Origin of the sequence: Marinobacter sp. C1S70, from assembly GCF_000475355.1 — a bacterium.
In the GTDB taxonomy this organism is placed as follows: domain Bacteria; phylum Pseudomonadota; class Gammaproteobacteria; order Pseudomonadales; family Oleiphilaceae; genus Marinobacter; species Marinobacter nauticus.
The window spans coordinates 177,324-198,056 of the sequence record NZ_AXBW01000015.1 but is presented as its reverse complement, the minus strand read 5'-3'; the positions used below and the strand labels follow the sequence as shown (position 1 = coordinate 198,056).

The window sequence follows — 20,733 nt, the reverse complement described above, 5'->3', positions numbered from 1 at the left end:
ATTGGGCGCCCCAGGGATGACGAGGGTCGGGCGAACCTATCCTGAGACTTCGCACAGAGTTATCCACAGATTCTGTGGGCAAACCGCTGAGTGATCCGCAGCCGTGCAGGTTCGTAATTCCCCGTAGTTGGGTGCAATCGCTTGAGAGTTCCGGTAGTGTCGCGCCCTTTTTGCCGCAAGGACCCATTCCCAATGACCGCCGAGACTATCCCTAAACCCAAGGCAAGCGAGAGCGTCTGGAGCGACAGTGATCCCGTTGTGCTGGTTCTGACCATTGGCTTTATTCTGCTGTTTGTTGGTGCTTCTGTTGTCGATGCCGATTACGTGGCTGACCTGATTGGTCACGGTTTTTCGTGGACCGCAAAATATCTTGGTTCTTTTTTCCAGCTGCTCCTGCTGCTCACGTTTTTTGTGGCGGTTGCCACGGGCGTAAGCGGGGCCGGTCGGGCCAGGATTGGAGGGCTGGATGAGCCGGAGATTGGCCGGTTCCGCTGGCTATCGATGATCATGTGTACGTTGCTGGCCGGTGGTGGAGTCTTCTTCGCAGCAGGTGAGCCGGTCTATCATTTTGTGGTCACCCCGCCGGCGTTCGACACCGAGGCCGCGTCCCCTGCCGCCGTTGCACCTGCGCTTGCCCAGTCATTTATGCACTGGGGGTTTCTAGCCTGGGCTGTGCTTGGCTCACTAACGGCCATCGTGCTCTCGCGCGCGCACTACTCACAAGGGCAGCCACTGCAGCCACGGACGCTGCTTTATCCCGTGCTAGGCGAGCGTGTTGTCAGCGGGCGCCTGGGTGGAGTGGTGGATGCCGCCTGCGTGATCGCAGTGGTTGCCGGCACCGTGGGCCCGATCGGCTTTCTGGCGACACAAATGAGCTTTGGATTGCATGAGCTGTTCGGTGTCTCCGATGGCTACGGTACTCAGCTCATGGTTCTGGCTGTGCTGGCAGGGGTATACATGACATCCGCAATGACCGGGCTGCATCGGGGTATCCAGCTGCTCAGTCGTTTCAACGTCATCCTGGCGCTGGTTATTGCCGGCGTTATTTTTGTGTTTGGCCCCACGCTATTCCTTACGGATGTCTACCTGCAATCCATGGGCGAATATCTGGGCTCGTTTTTTTCCATGGCGACCATGACAGCACAGACGGCGCCCGCTTGGTGGATGAAGTGGTGGACGGTGTTTTTCTTTGCCTGGTTTATTGGCTATACCCCCTTGATGGCAGTGTTTGTATCGAGAATCTCACGGGGTAGAACCATCCGTGAAACCATCATGGCAGTCGCCATACTGGCACCCATCGCCACGACCATCTGGTTCACGTTGCTGGGTGGCTCTGGCATATACCATCAGCTGTCCGGCACGTTTGATTTGACCGACGCTTTGAACAATTTCCGGTTTGACGTCGCCACATTGACGGTTGCGCAGGCACTGCCGGGAGGCACCTGGATGGCGGCCGCAATCCTGTTGCTGACCACCATCTTTGTGGCGACAACCGGAGATTCGATGAGCTACTCCATTGCGATGGTGGGGGCCGGCCATGACGAGCCGCAACCCTGGATTCGCGTTTTCTGGGGTGGCGCCATGGCACTGATGGCCGCGATTCTTCTCTATATGGGGGCCGGTCAGATTGGGGTGTTGCAACAGTTCATTGTGATCACAGCCATTCCGGTGTCGTTGATTATTCTCCCTTCTCTGTGGACCGGTCCCCGGGCCGCAGCAGCCCTGGCGAAAGAGCAGGGGCTGGCTTAGGTTTTTACTTTTCCCCTCAGGGATTTGATCTCTCCACGGCGGGTTTTGTTATCCACACGCCGCCGTTGGGAGGATTTCGTCGGCCGCGTTGGCCGGCGGGCTTTTTGCGGCTTCACTGCCTCCTGAATGAGAGTCTTGAGTCGGTTCAGCGCGTCCTCTTTGTTCTGCTCAAACGTGCGGAAAGACTGCCCCTTGATCACAATCACGCCGTCTTTACTGATGCGCTGGTCGGACAATGCCATCAAACGTTCTTTGTAAAACGGCGGCAGGGTGGAATGCAGGACGTCGAACCGGAGGTGAACGGCAGAGGCAACCTTGTTCACATTCTGGCCGCCTGCCCCCTGGGATCGTATCTGCGTAATCTGGATTTCCCAGTCTGCCAGTTCGACGGCATTGGATAATTTCAGCATAGTGGCACGTGTTGAGAGCTCGGATTCGGATGTTTACGAGTATCATCCTACGCAATCCGGCAACCAATCAGAAGCGATGAACACAGGGAGACACCGAATGAAAGTTATGGTTTTAGGCGCTACCGGCCTGACCGGAGGCATGGTGGTGGAGAAACTCCTCGAGCAGGCGGAGATATCGACTGTGATCGCTCCGGTTCGCCGGCCGATGGTCGTGGAAAATCCGAAACTGGAGCAGCGCTTCATGGATTTTGATGCAATGGAGGCTGCGCCTGACGCTTTCCAGGTGGATGTCCTGATCTGTTGCCTTGGAACGACCCTTAAAAAGGCAGGCTCCAGAGAAGCCTTTCGCAAGGTCGATCATGACTATGCATTGAAGGCAGCTCAGATGGCCCGTAACGCCGGTGCACGGGCATTGATTCTGATGTCGGCCGTCGGAGCATCTTCGCAATCCCCGGTTTTCTACAATCGAGTCAAAGGAGAGCTTGAGGACAATGTCCGGGCGCTGAAATTTCCTTATCTTGCGATCTACCACCCGAGCCTGTTGCTGGGGCAGCGCAAGGAGGCTCGAACGGCCGAGGCTCTTGGTGTGGCCGTCATGCCGGTTGCGAATCGGGCGTTGATCGGGCCACTGAGAAAATATCGGGCGATTGACGCGGAAGCCGTAGCGTCGGCCATGGTCAACGAGCTTGAGACCATTGGCGGAATCACTTCGGGCGGTGCAGTGGTGAGAGTGTGGGAGTACGACGATATCTTAACGATGGGCAATCGTCGCTAATGCTGTCCTTCACCTGATGTAAAATCCGGGTCACTGTTCCCGGGTGATCGATGAGGTTGATTAATGAAATATGTACTTGTTCCTTTTATGGTGTTTTCCGTACTCATGGCGACAGGTTGCAGTCGCCCGGAATCGCCCCAGGAAGTATCCGAAGCATTTTGGCAAGCTGTACTTGAAGAGGATGCTGAAGCGGCCGCAGATTATTCAACCCTGGTCGATGAAGCGGGGTTCGATGGTTTTGAACAGCAATGGCAGAACGTGAGCATTGAGTGGGGGCGTGTGGTCATTGATGACAATCTGGCTCGGGTAACCACCACCCTGAGTGGTCTGGAGGGCCGGAACGAAGCCACGGAGTCCTTAACCTATCTGGTACGTAAAGGTGACGACTGGCTGGTGGATTATTATCGCACCGGCGATGCCCTGAAACAGGGCCCGGTATGGGGAAGTCTTGTTGGGCAGCTGGAAAGACTGGGTGAAGATCTCAAGAGTCGCTGGGCAAATCAATCCGATGAGATGGCGGTAGAGCTTGAGAGGCTGGGGCGGGAGTTGCAGCAACAGGCCCAGAGTATGAATGAAGATATGTCGGCGTTGGCTGAAGAGTACGGTGACCAGCTGAGCCAGCATCTGGAAGAGCTGTCTGAATCCCTGCGGGAAGCGCTTGAATCTACTCCATCTGCAACGCCGCAGGACAAACGTACCTTGAACGAAACGGTAATCAGGCTTGAAGACCAGCGGGAGCAGTTGTCTGAAGCCAACTTGAAAACGCTTGCGGAGAGCACCGCGACCGCCGCCGAAGCCCAGCTGCAATTGAGCGAATTGAGCGAGGAGTTTGCGGCCTACAAGGCGGAATGGCGGCAACGTGTTGTCGACATGCAAGCAGAAATGGCTGAGTTTCTGGAGAATCTGAAGACCCGCTGAGCTCAGGGGGGGGGGCTCCTTGCCCTTCCATGGTGCGTATTTTTGCTGGCGCACCCCGATGGTGCGCCCTCTCATCCTTTGAATCCGGCAATTGCTACCTCCCTTCAGGTTTTGACCAGTCCGCCGGTTCAGGCCCGCTCTTTGCTTAGCTTCCTTCTGAAAGCAGGTATGTTTGCACCACATCGTTGTAGTGCAGGCATGCAGTACCGATTGAGGAAGGCGCGCTATGACTTTACGCAGTGATTCCATGAACCTTTCATCCGATGAGCGGGGCTGGTTGCCCTGGTTTGGGGCCACAGGTAAGTTGCGGATGGGATGGTCCTGTTTTTTGAACCGCCAGCAATATGCAACGAATGAAGAGATATTCGAGAGCATCGCGAAAACCCGTCGCGAAGCGCTGATTAACTGGGCAAATGGCAAGTGGGCCTTCCTTGAGGGGCTTGCGGCACGGCTTGAGGGTAGCGAAGAGGATAGCATTTCAGAGGTGCTGGATTCGGCCGTTACGCGCCTCCGGGAAATCTCCGAGCTTTTCGTTGTGAGAGAAGATGGCTCTGTTGTCGCCTCGACGGTGACCGGCAGAACCGGAGCCGCAGGTCTCATGCCCGCGGCCGTGCAACGAGGGGTGAGAGAGCGGTTTCTCCACGGGCCCTACAGTGATCCGGTCACCTTGCAGCTTGGTGCCACAACCTCCAGGTTTCATGACGATGTCACGCTGATGTTCTACCAGCCGGTCGCTCTCGCTGGCAATCAGGCAGCGGCAGTCTGTGCCCGGGTTCCGAACGATGTCATGAGTGACCTGATTCAGCGCGAAGCCGGGCACATTTTTGAAGAGTCCGGCGACAACTACATTTTCATGATCGACAGTCAGTTTGATCCGTCGATCAGACCGGGAGTTGCCTTGTCGCGCTCGCGGTTTGAAGACGCCACCTTCAGTCACGGTGACAACCTCAAAGACGGAATCCGTACGGGCTTCGGTACAGTACGGATTCGGGAACACACCGAGTTCGAAATACGTTTCACCGACCCGGCTACGGGGCAGTTGCACCCAGGGGTACGCGAAACCATGGCCCGCGGTGAAAACCTCTACGTTAAGTACCCCGGCTATTCCGACTATCGCCACATACCGGTGATTGGCAAAGGCGTGACCTTCCAGTTACCCGGGTCTCCTGATCGTTGGGGCATGATGTGTGAAGGCGACCTGGAGGAGGTGTATCGGAAACGTTCGGTCAGCTATCGACTGACGGCGCGGCTCGGGGTCCTTATGGCGCTTATCTGGGCAGCAAACGTAGCGGTTTCGGCAAGCGGTGCTCCCCTGTGGCTGGAAGCCTCCGTGAACGCGATGGTTGCGCTCCTGGGGCTTGTCATCTTCCGGGCAAGTTCCGCCAAACCATTGGCAGATAGCCTGTCATCACTTGCGGATGTCATACGAAACATTGCCGAAGGAGGCGGGAATCTGCGCCAGCGTCTCGATGTCGGCAAGACCAAGCGGGATGAGAGCGGGGATCTCGCGCGCTGGATGAACAGCTTTCTGGATACCCTCGACGGCATGGTGGGGCAGGTCATCAGTCTTGCGGGTGAATCCCGCTCCGCCAGTGAACACCTTGTGGGTCAGAACCGCCAGGCGGATGAAAAGATTCAGCAGGTGGTACACGACATAGAGCAGATGCTGAAGGGCGCAGATCTGCAGCAGAACGAAATCGAAAATGCCTCGACCACAGCGCAGGAAATGCGGGTAAGCATGGAAGATGTGGTGGCTCGCGCTAAAGATCAGTTTGCCCGTGTCAGCCGTGAAACCGAGAGCATTCGCGACGTTATCGTGCGTTCGGCCGAGGGTATCCGCGCCGCGAGTGAACGCACGGATGAGATCGGCAAGGCGGCTGAAATGATCAACGACATTGCTGCCCAGACCAATCTGCTAGCGCTCAATGCGGCCATAGAAGCGGCTCGGGCCGGTGAGGCAGGGCGGGGATTTGCAGTCGTCGCCGATGAGGTACGGCAACTGGCCAGTCGGACAGCCCAGGCCACGACGGAAATTGATGAGCGTCTGTATCGGGTGCGGGAAGAAACTCAGCGCGCCGTAACCACGATGGAAGACGGCATGGCAGAAATGGAGACCCGTCTGGCTCAGGCCCGGGCAGCGTCGGATGACAATGCCGAGCTGCATCACATGGTCGACAAGCTCTTCCGGGCGATCTCGGGCATTGCGGAAACCAACGCGGTCCAGAGTGCCCAGACCAGTGGCGTTGCTGACAGCGTAAGCTTCATGACGACGGTGATCGCGGGGTTGACGGCCAGTTCTGAGATGACGCACGTGTCGGCAAACAAGCTGAAAAACCTGACCGGTCAGTTTCAGGTGAGCAATGCGTAAGCTGCTGGCCCCGCGTTAGCCTGAGAGCTGGCGGGGCCGGCAAAAAGCCACTTGGCGATCAGAGCCCGTAAGAACGCGAAATGGTGTCTATCTCACCGCTTTCCTGCATGGCCTGGTAAGCCGTATTCAGGGCTTTGATCAGGTCGGGATCAGAGTCCTTGTTAATGGCCAGATACATCGGGGTTTCGCGGAAAACAAGAACTGCCTCAAGGCCGGTCACGTCGGAGGCATCGGCGGCCAGGTAGGGGCCTGCCAGGCCATCGGCCACCCATAGATCGATCTGATCCTGTTCCAGCCGCTTGGCATTCAGTCCATTGTTGGTGATGGCGGAAACATCGAATCCTTTGTCTTCCAGGTATCCCGTCATCACATCGCCCTTGTAGCCACCGATACGGTAGTCACGGGCATCCTCAATATCGTCCAGTTTGATGCTGGAGCCGGGCTTGGCGAACAGGGTCCACTTGATGCTGGAGAGTGGTCCCACCCATTCAAAGAAAGGCTCCCGCTCGTCTGTCTTGGATACGCAGTAGATACCGTGGTCTTCGTGCCGTTGGGCGCGGTTCATGCCATAGCTGAGGTCACGCAGTTTGATGCTGTAGTCGACCTTGGCATTCTCAAGAACAGCTTTGAGCACATCGGTGCAGAGGCCGGTGATTTCGGATTCTGAATGGGCAAAGGGCTGACCGTTGGTGGTCATGTTATAAGGAGGATACTGTTCGGTGTAAACGCGCAATTGCTCGGAAGCAGTGGCACAGCCTGCCAGAACCAGCATGGCGGCGAGAAGTCCGAGTTTCCCTTTCATGAGGATGCTCCGTTTTCGGTTGAGAATTTGGGAGCTCACTATGATATTCAACAGGTGTTCAATGAGGCAGCTCGGATTCCTCTGCTTTACATTTGTGTCTTTCAGTGGTTGCGGTTAGTTAACGTTGTGTCCTGAGTGATTCAGGCCGCAACAATACGGTTTCTCCCTGCGTCTTTTGCTTCGTAGAGCCGTCCATCCACAGTGGCCAGAAATTCGGTTAGTGAATCATTCTGCGACGGAATAATGGTACCGATACCCATGCTGAGTGTTACCAACTGGCTCGCCGAATTATCTGCATGGGGAATCTGTTCACGAAGCAGCTCACTGATGCATCGCTCCGCCACTCTCACGGCGGCATCGGCATCGCTTTCCGGCAGAACAATGACGAACTCTTCGCCACCGAATCGTCCCACAAAGTCTTTGGGGCGTTTAATGGTTTTTGCTAGCACGGAGCTAACCCGTCGCAGGCATTCGTCGCCCTGAATGTGGCCATATAAATCGTTGTATTGTTTGAAATGGTCGATATCGAGAAGAATCAGTGATAACGGCTGACGGTTGCGCTGTGCGCTGAGCCAGGTGTCTTCAATAACGGTGTCGAACATCCGTCGATTGGACAAACCGGTCAGGCCATCCTTGAATGAGTACTCTTCGAGTTTCTTCTGAAGGGCTATCAGCTTCTCCTCGGTTTTCTTGCGTTCGCTGATGTCGAACATGAAGCCGATCAGGGCTTCTACTTCGCCACTGTCATCGCGAACAACATGCACGACGTCACGTATCCAGACATAGTGACCGTCCCGATGCAGAGCGCGGTAGTCTGCTTCATGATCGACGCCGCACTCCGATTGTTTGACGCAGAAATTGACGACCCACTCCTGATCCTCCGGATGCATACGGGTGGCCCAGTCTTCGACACTTTTCCAGCTATCCTGGGGCCAGCCCAGCAATGCATCTATCTGCGGGCCGATGTATTCGAACGCCATGGTCTGCCAGTTGATTTTCCATGGAATCGCCTTTGTGGATTCCAGCAGAGCCTTGTAGACAGAGCTGTCCGGCGTCATTTCGATGGATTGTTCTGGCATGTCTGGTTCCCCCGGAGATGTGCGCGGGCTACGGTCTGATATGTCGAGTATGTCATGACTTTGCGGCTAGAATACTGCTTTTATGTCACTAACAGTGATCTTTCGCAACTGACAAGACAAGGAAACGTCCATTGGAAGCATTACTCTTTCTCGTTATCGGAGCTGGCGTGCTGCTGGTGCCTTTGGGCTCACTTCTGGGCTTTCTGGCGTTCCGGCAAAGAGACCGTCACGCCTCCCGGGTCGAGGATCTGGCTCGGGAAGTCGCCGACCTCCGGGCAGAGGTTTCCAGGCTTCGCGATACCGGGGTTTCTCTGCCGGATCCGGTGACGCCGGCCACCCCGGATGTGCCGGCGGATGTCGGGTACGTGCGGGAGCCAGCAAGTTCGGTGGCAGAAACGACAGACGCAGAGACATCTCGGGAGCCGGCCGCGGAAGACACAGCAATTGCCGTTCCCATGAATCGGTCGGATGCTCTGGTATCCCGTGGCGTGGCGGCATTCAAAGCCAACTGGATGGTCTGGATTGGCGCGCTGAGTGTCAGTCTTGCCGGGATCTTTATGGTGAGCCATTCGATTTCCGCCGGACTTATCGGACCAGTGCATCAGTTGCTGATGGCGTTGTTGACCGGGTTGGGGCTGCATGCAGGCGCGGAATATTTTCGTCGGCGTCACATGGGGTCGGATCAGGTCTTTGCAGCACTGGCCGGCGGTGGCAGTGTCACACTCTATGCAGCCTTGTTGGCGGGCGTTCATCATTATGGATTGATCGGGCCCGTACCGGCGCTTTTCGCGCTGGCACTGGTTTCCGTCGCGACCATGTTTCTGGCGCTTGTGCATGGCCCATTGCTGGCCATTATGGGGCTATCGGGTGCTTATCTGGTGCCGCTGCTGGTCGGGGGTGAGGGCGGAAGTGCCGTCTTTGTGCTGAGTTACAGCGTTGTGATCACCGTCAGTTCCCTGCTGTTGATGCAGTATGTCTACCGTCCCTGGCTTTGGTTTGGCACCCTGGCCGGCGCCGGACTCTGGTGGCTTCTGGTTGCCGTTAGTGGACGCCACGGCCTGGCGGTGTCCTGTTATCTTCCCGTGCTTTTCCTGTTGTTTTCGGTCTTACCCGGAGATGGCCTGCTTCCCCTGCAGCGTCGAAGAGACGCCTTGCTGGCAACATTGTTGGCCTGGGGAGCGTCTATTACCTGGCAATCGACGGATGATCCCGCTTTTCTGGCGTGGCTATGGATGCTACCGGTCGCCGTATTGTTGCCCCAAAGCCGGCAGCGACTGTGGTTTTTGCCCTGGGCCGCGGTGTTGGCCACGTTTGCCGGCTGGCTTGTGTATTCTGCCGATCTGAGTCAGGACGTTCTGTTCAGGCCGTTGGCACAGAGTTTCCATCAGCCCTTCATCACCTATCTGATTCTTGCCTCTGTGCTGGTGGTATTGAGCGTCCTCTGGCAGTGGCGTACGCAGCTGGAGCTGAGGCGGTGGGCGTCGCTGGCGATGCTGGCGCCCGTTATCTGGCTGTTACTGGGTTGGTTGCTTGTTCAGGGCGGGCAGGCTGCAGGCAACTGGGCGTTGGTCGCGCTCCTGGCGGCGGCGGTCTATGGTGTCGTTGCCTGGCGCTTGGAGCACTCGCCAGGTTATCGCGTTGGCCTGGTCTGGGCGATACTGGCTGCCCACGCGTGCTATTCCATGGCGGTTGCCATGTGGTTGCAGGAAGCGTCAATGACATTGGCACTGGCCACTCAGTTCGTCAGCCTGGTCTGGCTTGGACGCCGATACCAGGCGCCCGAGCTGTTCCTGATTCTCAAGGTTTTACTGGCCATTGTGGTGGCGAGACTGACCTTCAATCCATGGTTGCAGAGCTACGATGCGGGTGGGCATTGGTCCCTTTGGACATACGGAGGGGCCACGCTGTTTGCTGGCGCTGCTACCTGGCTGGCCAGAAAGGAGGTGATTCGGCCCTGGCTGGAAGCTGTCACCTTGCATCTGCTGGTTCTGTTCCTGGGCGTGGAGCTTCGTTACTGGCTATACAATGGTGATATTTTTGCGCGGGAATATGGCGTCACCGAGGCGTCAATCAATACCGTGCTCTGGGGCGCTTTGAGCATCGTCTACGTTTTCCGGTCCAGGGTCGCGGGAACGCTGGGGTGGCTTTACCGGTTGCTGGCGAGGGCACTGACGGTGATCGCTGTTCTGAGTTATCTCGTTGTTGCCGTGGTGCACAACCCCTGGTGGACCGACGGCACTATTGGCAGTACTCCGGTATTCAATCTGCTGTTGCTGGCGTATGGCGCGCCGGTCCTTCTGGCTCTGGCCAGCGCTCGATACTCCGATCTTGTGCCCGTTCGCTGGTCTCTTTGTACGGCTGCAGTGGCTTTCGGGGTGTTCACTTTGCTCGAAATCCGGCATCTGTGGCAGGGCAGTGCGATGACTCTGTCCAGTGGAATGGGGGAGGGCGAGCTCTATACCTACTCGGTGATTGGTATGCTCTACTCGATTGCCGCGATCCTTTGGTCCACACGTAACCAGAGCGAACTGCTGCACAAGGCAGGAATGATTCTGCTTGGTCTGGTCATCGGCAAGATCTTTCTGGTGGATATGGCCGGGCTGCAGGGACTGTGGCGGGTTGCTGCCTTTATGGGGCTGGGGCTGGCGCTGCTTGGCCTGGCGTGGATGTACCGGCGAACCTCCGGCTCCGGGAAGGCGTCAGAATCCTGAGACCGTTGATCGGGATTTTGGCGTTGCCCATGACCGGTGTTCGCTATACAGTTAACAAACACTCACTTAATTCTGGCAGTAGATGAGGAAATCCAGGTGACAGAACTCGTAACTTACGAACTGAACGACGGCATTGCCACCATTACCGTGAACAATGGCAAGGCTAATGCTCTGAGCCATGAGGTATTTGACGCGCTGAATGCCGCGCTGGATCAGGCAGAGCAGGATAAGGCCATTGTCATTCTCACGGGGCAGCCGGGGATGTTTTCCGGCGGCTATGATCTCAAGGAAATGCAGAAAGGCCCGAAAGAGGCCATGGCGCTGGTTAAGGTGGGCTCTACGTTTACCCGTCGTCTGGCTGCATTTCCGCTGCCGGTTATTGCCGCGTGCAGTGGCCACGCCATCGCCAAGGGCGCGTTCGTTCTGCTTTCAGTGGATTATCGAATCGGGGTAGAGGGTGGCTTCAAGCTGGGCCTGAATGAAGTGGCCATTGGTATGACCATGCACCATGCGGGCATTGAGATTGCGCGCCATCGTATGCCGGCCCCTTACTTCTACCGCTCGGTGGTAAACGCTGAGATCTTTAACCCGGAAACGGCTATCGCGGCCGGCTTCCTGGATGAAATTGTGGCGCCGGAACAGTTGGCGGAGCGCGCCAAAGCGGTGGCAACGCAAATGAAGCAACTGAACATGCGCGCCCACAAGCAAACCAAGCTCAAAACCAAGGCCGCTTATCTGGAGAAGCTGGACTGGTGCATTGAGCAGGATGCAGCCCACTTCGACGTACTGGGCTGATCCCTGACGGGGCCACCTGTCTGGTGGCTCCTGTCGCTTCAGTTGGTTTCCCGGTAGTTCACCAGATCGTAACGCTTCTGGTAACTGCCGTTTTCTCCCGCACACAGCAATCCCGCCTGGACCGGGCAGCCCTGATCGTCAAGCATCAAGGTGCCGATATTGCGGTCACTGGTCAGGAAGAAGTCTCTGTCTTCCGGCAGCAGGTAACGTTCCTGGTTTTTGCCCAGTAACTCGCCGATCCTGTTGATGGCCCTCAAGCCGATATTCTCACCCATGGGTACGTTGTTGCAGGCGCTGCTGCAGATCTGCCAGAGCACGGGCCCCTGGCTGGTTTGACGTCTTCGGGCAAAGGCGTAGTGTACGTCGCCAGAGAAAACCACCACATGCTCAACACCGGGTAACTGACAGCAGGATGATTTCAGAGCCTCGAGCGATGCCGTGTCAGCACTCCAGGGTTCCCGATCCAGAGTGCGTTTGAACATGGGAAAATTCAGCTGCAGGTATTCGATATGACTGAATCCGTAGGTGGGGGTCGGTGAGACCACAATCAGCGTGCGACATTGATGAAACCCGGAGAGTCGCTGGCCCAGTTGCTGGATCTGCTGATCAGACATCAGGCCAAGCGAGTGTTTGCCTCGCTTGCTGAATTCCCGGTGCGTGCGGGTATCCAGCACCGCCACCGGCGGTGTCTGTTCCAGTTCGTAGCCCCAGTACCGCTCAAGCAACCAGTCCCATTCTTTGTGGTCGGCTGGCGTATTCTGTTCGAGAAGTGTTTTGAGTTTTGCCACTTCGGACTTCACCAGAGAGGGCTGATTGCCCCAGTGCTGGCAGAGGAAGTAAGTCTGCAGAGCGTTGATCAGCACATACCGGCCAATGGGCGTGGTGCTCAGTTGCCGGGCGTTCTGTTTCGAGATGTTCCAGTCGTCGGTTACTTCATGGTCATCAAAGATCATGTAGGTCACCGTGTTGGCGAGCAGTTGGCGGACCTCCGAACGGGCCAGATGTGCAAAGCCAGACAGATTACGGTGGTCTTCTGCGTGTTGTCGCTCCGTGTAGACATATTGCACCGGCGGGTTCCGGCCATCCCGGGTATTGGCGGGCTGTTTGGCAAGCCGTGGCTTGAGTTCGTCGTGGCCCGCGAAGTCGAGGCCAAACTGGTGTCCGGCGCCTGAGAAGGCAAACAGGTACATGCTCAGATATTCGGCACGGGTCAGCAGGTGAGAGCTTTTGGCGCTGGAGCTGAATCCGTAGGGGCTTCGGGTTACCCAGTGCCGGTCATCCAGTTTCGACAGCCGGTGCAGGTCTTTGCCCGCCGGCAGGTTTTTCAGATCGTCGGCCAGTCCAAGGTGTTTCTGCAGCTTGCCCAGATAATCCAGCAGCAAGGGTGACACATCGTCGGCGTAGATCTGGTCGCCGGTCAGAAACAGCTGGCTTGGCCGGCTCTCCTCGCGCAGATTCTCCGCCAGCAAACGGGCGCCCCGGGCGAGTTGGTCCGGCTTTTTGTCTTGCCCCGGGGAGTGAGGACGCCGGCAGGAGGCCTGAATGAAATGCCGATGCTCCCGGGGCAGGTAAACACTGGGCAGCTTGTCCGTGCCAGGGCAAAGTGTCGCCAGCAGCTGGCTGTCTCCAAAGGGCTCGCCATCCAGTACTATTTCGTAGAAGAGCTCATTGGTTTGGTGATAAGGCTCGGCGTTGTCGAGGGGAAGGTCCGTCGACAGCATGCAGATATAGCAGTTATCGCCTGCTGGTATGAACTCGGCGTCGCAGTCTCTGGTAACTGGTGATGCTCTGGCATCATCCAGATAGGTATTCAGTTGAATGCTCTCGGGACGCTGGTCTAATACCAGCCATAGGTTGAGCATGGTGCGATTGGAGTGGCGTACGATAGGGCCGCAGACGATCATTGGAAACTCCTTTCCGGTATGTGAATCCTTTCGGGGGTAATGCCCGCTTTGTTGTTGTCATTAAAACGTGCAGTATATCTGATCAAATTAACCGCAGGGATCGCAAACGCAGTGTTTATGCTGCCTGTGATCGCATGTCCTTGCCTTGCTAACAAAGTTATCCACAGAAAGTGTGGGTAAACACACACAGGAATGACCGTTTCATGACCGATAAACCTGCAAAAGCTGTTTCTGCTTCAGCTATTGAAAAGCATGTGTATAAAGTGTTTCCGAACGATATGAACTCCCACAATACGGTGTTCGGGGGCATGATCATGGCGAAGTGTGACCGCTTGGCACTGGTGGTCGCGGAGCGGCACTCGGCCCATGTCTGTGTGACGGCGGCGGTGGATTCCATTCATTTTCGCGCTCCCGCCAAAGGCAATGACACCTTGTTGTTCAATCTGTCACTGAACCGTAGTTGGGGCTCCTCGATGGAGATCGGTGCGAAGGTGGAGGCCGAGAACAGCTATACCGGCGAGACTCGCCATATTCTGTCTGCCTTCTTTACCTTTGTGGCACTCGATGAACAGGGCAAGCCGGTGGATGTGCCCCAGGTAATCCCGGAAACCGAGGACCAGAAGCGCCGTTATGCCAAGGCACAGATACGCCGTGAAGGGCGTTTGCGCACCCGGGATGAATTGTCAAAGGCGAGTGGCTGAGGGCTATCGCATATTACCGCCAGTCGTGGTATACCAGCGCCCGTGATGACTAACTATTCTGGAACCGGATGTCATGCCTAAAGCAAGTGAAATCAAAAAGAATCAGGCGGTTGAATACGAAGGCCGCGTCTATTTCGTGAAGGATATCGAGCGCTCCGTGCCCCAGGGCCGTGCCGGAGGCAGCCTTTACCGGATGCGCATGTACGATGTGGTCACCAACCAGAAACTGGATGAGACCTTCAAGGACTCGGACATGCTCAATCTGGCGGATCTGGTGCGCCGGGAAGCGACCTTCTCCTACGCTGATGGTGATGAGTATGTGTTCATGGATACAGAAGATTTTACTCAGTACATGCTCAACCGCAGTGCCATTGAGGATGAGTTGCTGTTCATCACTGAGGACACCCAAGGGGTAATGGTGATTCTGGTCAGCGAAAATCCGGTGGCCATTGACCTGCCGCCGACGGTGGAACTGACCATTGAGGAAACCGACCCGTCCATCAAGGGTGGCTCGGCAACCGCCAGAACCAAACCCGCCCGCCTGACCACAGGCCTGGTGGTACAGGTTCCTGAGCACATTTCCACGGGTGACCGAATTCGCGTGAACGTGGAAGAGCGCAAATTCCTCAGCCGCGCCTGATGATATGGCAAGAGGTCAGCCGATTGAGCTGACCTCTTGTGCGCTGAGATGGCGGTAGCTGCCTGGCTCTAGCCCATCCACAGTCAGCCCGCCCATGCTTTCCCTGTGCAATGAGATCACCCGGTTGCCCACGGCGTGAAACATGCGTTTCACCTGATGATAGCGGCCCTCGTAGATCGTCAGCCGTACTTCCCGCTCCCCCAATGGCTCCAGCGACGCGGGCGAGGTTCTGAGTTGTTCGTACTCGAACCAGATGCCTTCCCTGAACCGATTCTCTGTCTCCGGTGAGATGGCGTAAGCCGTGGTTACCCGGTACACCTTGGGGATTTTGACCGCCGGTTCGGTCAGCCGTCGGCTCCAGACTCCGTCACTGCTGAGGATCAATAGTCCGGTGCTTGCCCTGTCCAGTCGCCCTGCAATGTGCACATGCGGCCGAAGCGATGGGTCAATCAGTTCCATAACGGTGGGGTGCTGGTCATCGCGGGTGGCGCTCAGATAGCCCGATGGTTTGTTCAGCATCAGGTAATACGCAGGGGCCGCGCTCTGGATGATTCGCTGGTCAACGCACACTTCACGAAACCGCTGGATGTCCAGGTCCGGATCATGGCAGTGCTCGCCATCGACCTGAACACGGCCGGCGGCGAGCAGGGCCTTGGCCTGTCGGCGGCTAATACCGTTCTGATTGGTGAGTATCCGTAAGAGTTTCATGTTGTGCCCGACAAAAAAGGAGCTCCGAAGAGCTCCTGGTGTGCTGTCCGATTTGCCATCAGTTATCGGCTGTGTCGCCCTCCCAGCGGGCAATCTTCTCACGGTCCTGATCGGACACCACGTCTGATTCCAGTGATGCCCGCTGCTCTGGTGCAACCAGGCCCTGGGCAGCCATATCCCCGGTTCTGCGCGCTTCCTGCTCCTGGCGGATATAGTCGAGCCGCTGTTCGCGGTCGGCCTGCTTTTCGTTCTTTATTTCGTCGTTGCGGCGACGGAACTGGTCTTCCAGGTCGCCAACCACGCTGTTGATGAATCCATCGCATGGCGACAGGGACAGCAGATACCTCGGCTGCTCCAGGTTTTGCTGGCCAGAGACTGCAAACGTTGAGCTGACCGCTTCAGTTGCCAGAGCGAAGTAGGTGGCGTCGAAACTGAATACATCCTGTTCACTGGACGCACTGTGACGGTCGGCGCCGCGGTAATGAGTTGCCCGCATCACCGTGCCTTCACAGTGCATATCGAACAGGTTGGACTTAAAGAAGATCTCGGCCCAGAACAGATGGCAGATTCTGGACAGTGTCCGGCCGAAGCCGAGCAATAGCAAGCTGGCAAGCAGGATGGCGGCCGTGGCGCCCGCGGGGACGAACAGCAGGTTCAATGCCTGGTCGACATCGAGCCGGGTAGCGCGAAGCTGATCCAGAGCGTAAACATGGTCCATCACGCGATCGGCACCCAGCCAGAGCAGCAGGGCACCCGCCAACAGGAGTATCTGGCCAGCGATGGTTCCGCTTGCCCGGGCCCAGCGCAGGGATTTTGGCTCTTCGCGGTCTTCGACAACAGGCTGTATTTCGACCAGAAGGTCGCCGTTGAACTGCTCATTCTCCCGGTTGGCATCACCGGTGTCGTTGCTGTCCAGATATACCCGGTTCGGCAGCTCCTGCTGACGTTTTTGCATCAACACCAGGTCGCGCAGCGTCGTGAAGATCTGGCGTGGGTGCAGATCGAATCGCCAGCTATTGTTGAGTTCAGAGCTGCTGGTTGCGATGGGCACCATGCCAATGCGTGCTTTGATCAAAACCACCGCAATGGCCGCTGTCGTCAGAGCACAGACGATAGTCAGGGTCAGCAGGGACCCGGTACGGAAAACCGGTTCAAGCAGGGGCATCAGGCCGGCCAAATCCTGGCGGGCACTGACGTGCAGACTGTCCCAGAAGCCAAGCCAGCCCTGGGCAGTCAGGATGGGCACTGCGATGGCACCAATGATCACCAGCGCCAGTCCCTTGCTGGTGGTCTGGCTCAGGCTGGTCATGTTACTGCGGGACAGCGGGTTGCCGAGTTTGACCCACAACAGCCCCAGGTACACCAGCAATGACGCTTGCAGGATCAGTGAGATAACCGTGCTGCCAACATCCGCACCTTCGGTGCCTGAGAACACCATGGTGACCACCAGGCTGGCCACCAGAAAGGCGGCGATGGCCACGAAACTCTTGGTCAGTTTCATGGCCAGATTCTGAGCGACGTTGCGAATTGGCCAGGGCGTGACAATCAGGTTGGGAAAGACCGAGTGAACCGCCCGGGCGAACCAGCCGGTGGGCTCGATAAAGGTCGGGTTGCTCTTGCTCATGAGCATGTTGTGGAGCATTTTAGAGTTATACAGGGTCGGCTCGCGTTCGTTCACGGCTTCACGGGCAACGTTTTTGGCCAGTGAGGCCGGCGCGGCGCGGCCCACGAAGAAACGCATGACCTGGAACAGGCCTCCGCCCAGCGCCTTCAACCCGCCCGTTACAAACAGGCCGCCGATCAACAGGTTAACCCAGGCCCTGGGTTTGTCGGTACCAAGCAGGGGTTGAATCTGAAACAGGAGATAGACGCCAATCGCCAGCAGAATTGCACCACGAATGGACCGGACCAGCCCTTCGAACCGGAATGGATTCCGGATGTTGAGTTTTTGAGCTCCGTACTCAAATGCCATGCTTTGTTCCTTTACATGAGTAAGAGAGGGTGTAGAGAGGCGCAGAGTTTAGCCTGAAAACTATGAACAATTACCGGCAATTACATAAAAAAATGTAAAACGGAGTAAGATTTTTCGTGGTCGGCAGGGCGGATTTTATAAGACCCGGATTTTTTTCATCAGCGCGGGCCATCCAACCGGCAGTTGTTCTTCCAATGCCTTGAGGACTGAGTCGGGTATCTGCCAGGGATCAAACACCCGCTTGCAGCCATAGATAACCCAGTTGTTGGTTTTGCTTTTGAAGGTGAGCAGACACGGGAACTGGCGTTTCAGCTCGCGCAGCAGGTTACCGTCCGGCTCCGGCATGCGGTGATAGTTCAGAACGAGCCAGCCGTCAGGTTTGAGTGCCCGGGCACAGGCCTTGATGAACCGGCGTTGCGCTTGAAGGGGCGACATCCGGTCTGCGCTGTACAGATCCGTGACAATCATGGCGGTGCTGGCCCCCGGAAGCGTTTCCAGTGTATGCCAGGCATCGGCGACGGTGACATGAAGGCGCTCATGTTGCGGGAACGAGAACCAGTCCCGTGCGGTCTCGAACACCTTTTGACGCAACTCCACCACATGAACCTGACTGTCGGGTAACAGGCGGTGTATGCCGTGGGCGACGACGCCTGCACCCAAACCAAGCACAGTGATGTGGTCGGGCCTGGCGAAGGCAATGGGCAGCAGCATGGCACGGCTGTATTCGTGGACGGGAACATGGGGTGCCCGACGCAGAATTTTGCTTTGCTCAAACACGGAATCAAAACTGAGAATCCGGTGTTTGCGATCATCAATCACCAGAATATTGCCGTAGCGGTCGTTGGCGACATGCACGATATCGCCCTTGATATCGGGCCGTTTGATGATGGTGCCCATCAGTTGGCGGCGTAGCGCTGGTGCAGGATACCTACACGTTCCACGTAGGCTTTGGTTTCCGCGTAAGGCGGAATGCCCCTGTAGCGGCCAACGGCGCCGGGGCCGGCGTTATAGGCGGCGGTCGCCAGGCGAGTGTCGCCATTAAAGCGTTTGAGCATTTTGGCCAGATAGTCGACACCGCCGCGGATGTTTTCGCTGGCCTCCAGTGGGTCTTTTACGCCCAGTTCCTGTGCCGTCCCCGGCATCAGCTGCATCAGTCCCTGGGCACCGACCGGTGAAATGGCCTTGGGGTTGAAGGCAGACTCGGCATGTATAACGGCTCGCACCAGGGCCGGGTCAACATTGAATTCAGCTGCCGCGGTCTGGATTTCACTGCGATAGGGGCTCAGGAACAATGGCGTTTTGTGCCAGTCGACGCTGGATTCCGGGTCACAGGCGTAGCAGTGGAAGCGGATAACATCGAAGTCGGCGTTGCCCGGGCGCTGGCTGCTGTAGGCCACGACACCGTGTTCGTCGGTGTAACGATACACGGTTTCACTCTTGGTGGAGGCTCGTGGCTGGCTTTTGCTTTTCACATTGGTGAATTCCACCCGTCCGTCCGGATGCACGATGCGTTTGATGCTGTCGGCATGGGCCGTAGCTGTCGCGAGAAGGAGTCCGGTGACAAGGGCAATGGTGACTCTGGTTGTCAGGGATGTACCGCTGAAATTCATCAAGAACCCGAAGCTTTGTTTCTGAATGACACACTACGTCTATTATCGCGGTAGATGGCCGTTCAAGTGTAGGAGTTTCGTGCCTTCATGATACCGATTGTTCATGGGGTCACAAATTGGCCGTTGTCTTCAGGCATCGCCGGCAATCGGTCCGGCTGGCGGCGGAAGTCGCTTGCCCGACCAGTTCTCCAGCAGCCGGCAGGCAACCAGGTCGCCGGTCACATTGATGGCGGTTCGGCACATATCCAGGATTCGGTCCACGCCCATGATCAAGGCAATGCCTGCGGCTGGTACACCCACCGATTGCAGTACCATTGCCAGAATGACAATGCCGACCCCCGGGGTAGCCGGCGACCCTATGGAGGCACCTACTGCCATGGCGACCACCAGGGCCATACTGCCAACACTGAGGTCGATGCCGTAGACCTGGGCCAGGAAAACGGTCGCGACGGCCTGATAAAGCGCAGTGCCATTCATGTTGATGGTGGCGCCCAGGGGGATTACAAACTGGGAAACCGACGGGCGCACCCCCAGTTTGTCCTCTGCGGTGCGGATAGACAGGGGCATGACAGCGGCGGAGCTGGAGGTCGAAAATGCCAGCAGCAAGACATCACGGGTATCCCTCAGGAACTGCAGTGGCCGTACACCTGCCAGCAGTTTGAGAATGACCAGATAAAACCCCATCAGGACGGTGAGGCCGAACAGCACCGTTGCCACATACGAGGCCATGCCAATCATGGCACGAAAACCCAGGGTAGTCGTCAGTTGTGCCATCAGGCCAAACACGGCATAGGGGGCGAGGCGCATGGCCCAGCGAACCACGGTCATGCAGATTTGCTGCAGTGAATCGAGCAGGTCGAGCATCGGCTTGGCTTTGTCGCCCGACATACTGACCAGCGCAACGCCGATGATGATGGAGAAAATCACCACCTGCAGCATCTGCCCTTCCACCATGGCGTCCAGGGGGTTGCCGGGCAGAAGTCCAATCAGTGTCTGGGGGATGGCGTCCAGGCCGGGGATGTCGGCGGCCACCGGCGCGGCATCGGCTGGCGGTGTGGTCAGGCCGGTCATCAGATCTCCCGGGTTAACCAGGCCGCCCACCCAGAGGCCGATGGTGGCCGCAATGGCGGTTGTAATGACAAAAAACAGGGTAACCCGGGTACCCATTTTCCGGAGTTGTTCCAGGTTGTCGCTGGCGGCCAGTCCTCGCACCACCGAGGCAATCACCAGTGGTATGACGATCATCTGTATAGTGGCGAGGAAGAGTTGCCCCGGAAACGCCAGCCAGTTACCGATCAAGGTGCCCGTGTCCGGTTCGACCAGGCCGACCGAAGGACCAAGCAGGGTGCCCACCACCAGACCAAGCCCCATGCCAATGAGCACTTTAAGCCAAAGCCTGCCTTTGACCAGTGTGGCCAGGTAGACGCTCAGATGGCGCAGCGAACGAGGTGCATTGTCGGTGGTCTGAGCTGGTGTGTTATCCATGATCAACGTGTCCGTGTTGCCGTTTTTCTGTGCCGGTGACAGGCAGGGATCGGGCCTTTGAAGACAATAACTTTAGGATAGTCAGGCAAACTATGCATCTGGATCA

17 protein-coding genes are annotated in these 20,733 nt (G+C 57.1%); 8 read left to right on the top strand and 9 right to left on the bottom strand.

Features of this window, described 5'->3' with window-relative positions; all coding sequences use genetic code 11:
• Positions 1–192 precede the first annotated feature (192 nt).
• Complete coding sequence (locus Q669_RS05455) at positions 193–1,749, top strand: BCCT family transporter (RefSeq protein WP_022991516.1); 1,557 nt, start codon at positions 193–195, stop codon at positions 1,747–1,749.
• Here Q669_RS05455 and arfB read toward each other — a convergent pair.
• A complete protein-coding gene (arfB, locus tag Q669_RS05450) occupies positions 1,746–2,159 on the bottom strand; it encodes an alternative ribosome rescue aminoacyl-tRNA hydrolase ArfB (RefSeq protein WP_022991515.1) in 414 nt (137 codons plus the stop codon). The two genes, Q669_RS05455 and arfB, sit on opposite strands and share 4 nt — an antisense overlap.
• 97 nt (positions 2,160–2,256) lie before the next feature.
• On the opposite strand from arfB, the gene Q669_RS05445 reads away from it, so the two are divergent.
• From Q669_RS05445 to Q669_RS05435, 3 genes are all read left to right on the top strand, one after another.
• On the top strand, positions 2,257–2,934 hold the full coding sequence (locus Q669_RS05445) for an NAD(P)H-binding protein (RefSeq protein ID WP_022991514.1): 678 nt from the start codon (positions 2,257–2,259) through the stop codon (positions 2,932–2,934).
• A 63-nt stretch (positions 2,935–2,997) separates the two neighbouring features.
• Positions 2,998–3,852 (top strand): hypothetical protein, encoded by an 855-nt coding sequence (locus Q669_RS05440; protein ID WP_022991513.1) that lies wholly within the window; start codon positions 2,998–3,000, stop codon positions 3,850–3,852.
• 226 nt (positions 3,853–4,078) lie between these two features.
• Positions 4,079–6,220, top strand: coding sequence for a methyl-accepting chemotaxis protein (locus Q669_RS05435; RefSeq protein ID WP_022991512.1), 2,142 nt, complete (start codon positions 4,079–4,081; stop codon positions 6,218–6,220).
• Positions 6,221–6,278: 58 nt separating this feature from the next.
• Here the strand turns inward: Q669_RS05435 and Q669_RS05430 are convergent, their stop codons facing one another.
• Both Q669_RS05430 and Q669_RS05425 read right to left on the bottom strand, forming a co-directional pair.
• Positions 6,279–7,022 carry a substrate-binding periplasmic protein gene (locus tag Q669_RS05430; RefSeq protein WP_022991511.1) on the bottom strand — a complete coding sequence of 248 codons (744 nt, stop codon included), beginning with the start codon at positions 7,020–7,022 and terminating at the stop codon, positions 6,279–6,281.
• A 140-nt stretch (positions 7,023–7,162) separates the two neighbouring features.
• Positions 7,163–8,101: a sensor domain-containing diguanylate cyclase gene (locus Q669_RS05425; RefSeq protein WP_022991510.1), complete on the bottom strand. Its 939-nt coding sequence runs from the start codon at positions 8,099–8,101 to the stop codon at positions 7,163–7,165.
• Positions 8,102–8,232: 131 nt separating this feature from the next.
• Between Q669_RS05425 and Q669_RS05420 the strand changes: the two genes are divergently transcribed.
• Together Q669_RS05420 and Q669_RS05415 are read left to right on the top strand one after the other, a co-directional pair.
• A complete protein-coding gene (locus Q669_RS05420; RefSeq protein WP_022991509.1) occupies positions 8,233–10,812 on the top strand; it encodes a DUF2339 domain-containing protein in 2,580 nt (859 codons plus the stop codon).
• A 96-nt stretch (positions 10,813–10,908) separates the two neighbouring features.
• Complete coding sequence (locus Q669_RS05415) at positions 10,909–11,607, top strand: crotonase/enoyl-CoA hydratase family protein (RefSeq protein WP_022991508.1); 699 nt, start codon at positions 10,909–10,911, stop codon at positions 11,605–11,607.
• Positions 11,608–11,645: 38 nt separating this feature from the next.
• Here the strand turns inward: Q669_RS05415 and Q669_RS05410 are convergent, their stop codons facing one another.
• Complete coding sequence (locus tag Q669_RS05410; protein ID WP_022991507.1) at positions 11,646–13,511, bottom strand: alkaline phosphatase D family protein; 1,866 nt, start codon at positions 13,509–13,511, stop codon at positions 11,646–11,648.
• A gap of 203 nt (positions 13,512–13,714) precedes the next feature.
• Between Q669_RS05410 and Q669_RS05405 the strand changes: the two genes are divergently transcribed.
• Both Q669_RS05405 and yeiP read left to right on the top strand, forming a co-directional pair.
• The gene (locus Q669_RS05405) at positions 13,715–14,212 is read left to right on the top strand and encodes an acyl-CoA thioesterase (RefSeq protein ID WP_022991506.1); all 498 of its coding nucleotides are present in this window, start codon (positions 13,715–13,717) and stop codon (positions 14,210–14,212) included.
• Between the two features lie 73 nt (positions 14,213–14,285).
• On the top strand, positions 14,286–14,852 hold the full coding sequence (gene yeiP, locus Q669_RS05400; protein ID WP_011786351.1) for an elongation factor P-like protein YeiP: 567 nt from the start codon (positions 14,286–14,288) through the stop codon (positions 14,850–14,852).
• A gap of 15 nt (positions 14,853–14,867) precedes the next feature.
• Here the strand turns inward: yeiP and Q669_RS05395 are convergent, their stop codons facing one another.
• The 5 genes from Q669_RS05395 to Q669_RS05375 form a co-directional block, all read right to left on the bottom strand.
• A complete protein-coding gene (locus Q669_RS05395; protein WP_022991505.1) occupies positions 14,868–15,560 on the bottom strand; it encodes a pseudouridine synthase in 693 nt (230 codons plus the stop codon).
• Positions 15,561–15,618: 58 nt separating this feature from the next.
• Positions 15,619–17,532, bottom strand: coding sequence for a hypothetical protein (locus tag Q669_RS05390; RefSeq protein ID WP_022991504.1), 1,914 nt, complete (start codon positions 17,530–17,532; stop codon positions 15,619–15,621).
• 135 nt (positions 17,533–17,667) lie between these two features.
• The gene (locus tag Q669_RS05385; RefSeq protein WP_022991503.1) at positions 17,668–18,429 is read right to left on the bottom strand and encodes a spermidine synthase; all 762 of its coding nucleotides are present in this window, start codon (positions 18,427–18,429) and stop codon (positions 17,668–17,670) included.
• Positions 18,429–19,142, bottom strand: a complete 714-nt coding sequence (locus Q669_RS05380; RefSeq protein WP_022991502.1) for a lytic transglycosylase domain-containing protein — start codon at positions 19,140–19,142, stop codon at positions 18,429–18,431. The genes Q669_RS05385 and Q669_RS05380 overlap by 1 nt, the downstream gene beginning before the upstream one ends.
• A 129-nt stretch (positions 19,143–19,271) precedes the next feature.
• Positions 19,272–20,627: a dicarboxylate/amino acid:cation symporter gene (locus Q669_RS05375; protein ID WP_022991501.1), complete on the bottom strand. Its 1,356-nt coding sequence runs from the start codon at positions 20,625–20,627 to the stop codon at positions 19,272–19,274.
• Between the last annotated feature and the right edge of the window lie 106 nt (positions 20,628–20,733).

Bases quoted from the DNA above. Each gene is read 5' to 3' on its own strand.
- Q669_RS05425 (WP_022991510.1), bottom strand. From the start codon at position 8,101: ATGCCAGAACAATCCATCGAAATGACGCCGGACAGCTCTGTCTACAAG.
- arfB (WP_022991515.1), bottom strand. From the start codon at position 2,159: ATGCTGAAATTATCCAATGCCGTCGAACTGGCAGACTGGGAAATCCAG.
- Q669_RS05435 (WP_022991512.1), top strand. From the start codon at position 4,079: ATGACTTTACGCAGTGATTCCATGAACCTTTCATCCGATGAGCGGGGC.
- Q669_RS05390 (WP_022991504.1), bottom strand. From the start codon at position 17,532: ATGGCATTTGAGTACGGAGCTCAAAAACTCAACATCCGGAATCCATTC.
- Q669_RS05440 (WP_022991513.1), top strand. From the start codon at position 2,998: ATGAAATATGTACTTGTTCCTTTTATGGTGTTTTCCGTACTCATGGCG.
- Q669_RS05380 (WP_022991502.1), bottom strand. From the start codon at position 19,142: ATGAATTTCAGCGGTACATCCCTGACAACCAGAGTCACCATTGCCCTT.
- Q669_RS05445 (WP_022991514.1), top strand. From the start codon at position 2,257: ATGAAAGTTATGGTTTTAGGCGCTACCGGCCTGACCGGAGGCATGGTG.
- Q669_RS05455 (WP_022991516.1), top strand. From the start codon at position 193: ATGACCGCCGAGACTATCCCTAAACCCAAGGCAAGCGAGAGCGTCTGG.
- Q669_RS05410 (WP_022991507.1), bottom strand. From the start codon at position 13,511: ATGATCGTCTGCGGCCCTATCGTACGCCACTCCAATCGCACCATGCTC.
- yeiP (WP_011786351.1), top strand. From the start codon at position 14,286: ATGCCTAAAGCAAGTGAAATCAAAAAGAATCAGGCGGTTGAATACGAA.
- Q669_RS05395 (WP_022991505.1), bottom strand. From the start codon at position 15,560: ATGAAACTCTTACGGATACTCACCAATCAGAACGGTATTAGCCGCCGA.
- Q669_RS05405 (WP_022991506.1), top strand. From the start codon at position 13,715: ATGACCGATAAACCTGCAAAAGCTGTTTCTGCTTCAGCTATTGAAAAG.
- Q669_RS05430 (WP_022991511.1), bottom strand. From the start codon at position 7,022: ATGAAAGGGAAACTCGGACTTCTCGCCGCCATGCTGGTTCTGGCAGGC.
- Q669_RS05375 (WP_022991501.1), bottom strand. From the start codon at position 20,627: ATGGATAACACACCAGCTCAGACCACCGACAATGCACCTCGTTCGCTG.
- Q669_RS05385 (WP_022991503.1), bottom strand. From the start codon at position 18,429: ATGGGCACCATCATCAAACGGCCCGATATCAAGGGCGATATCGTGCAT.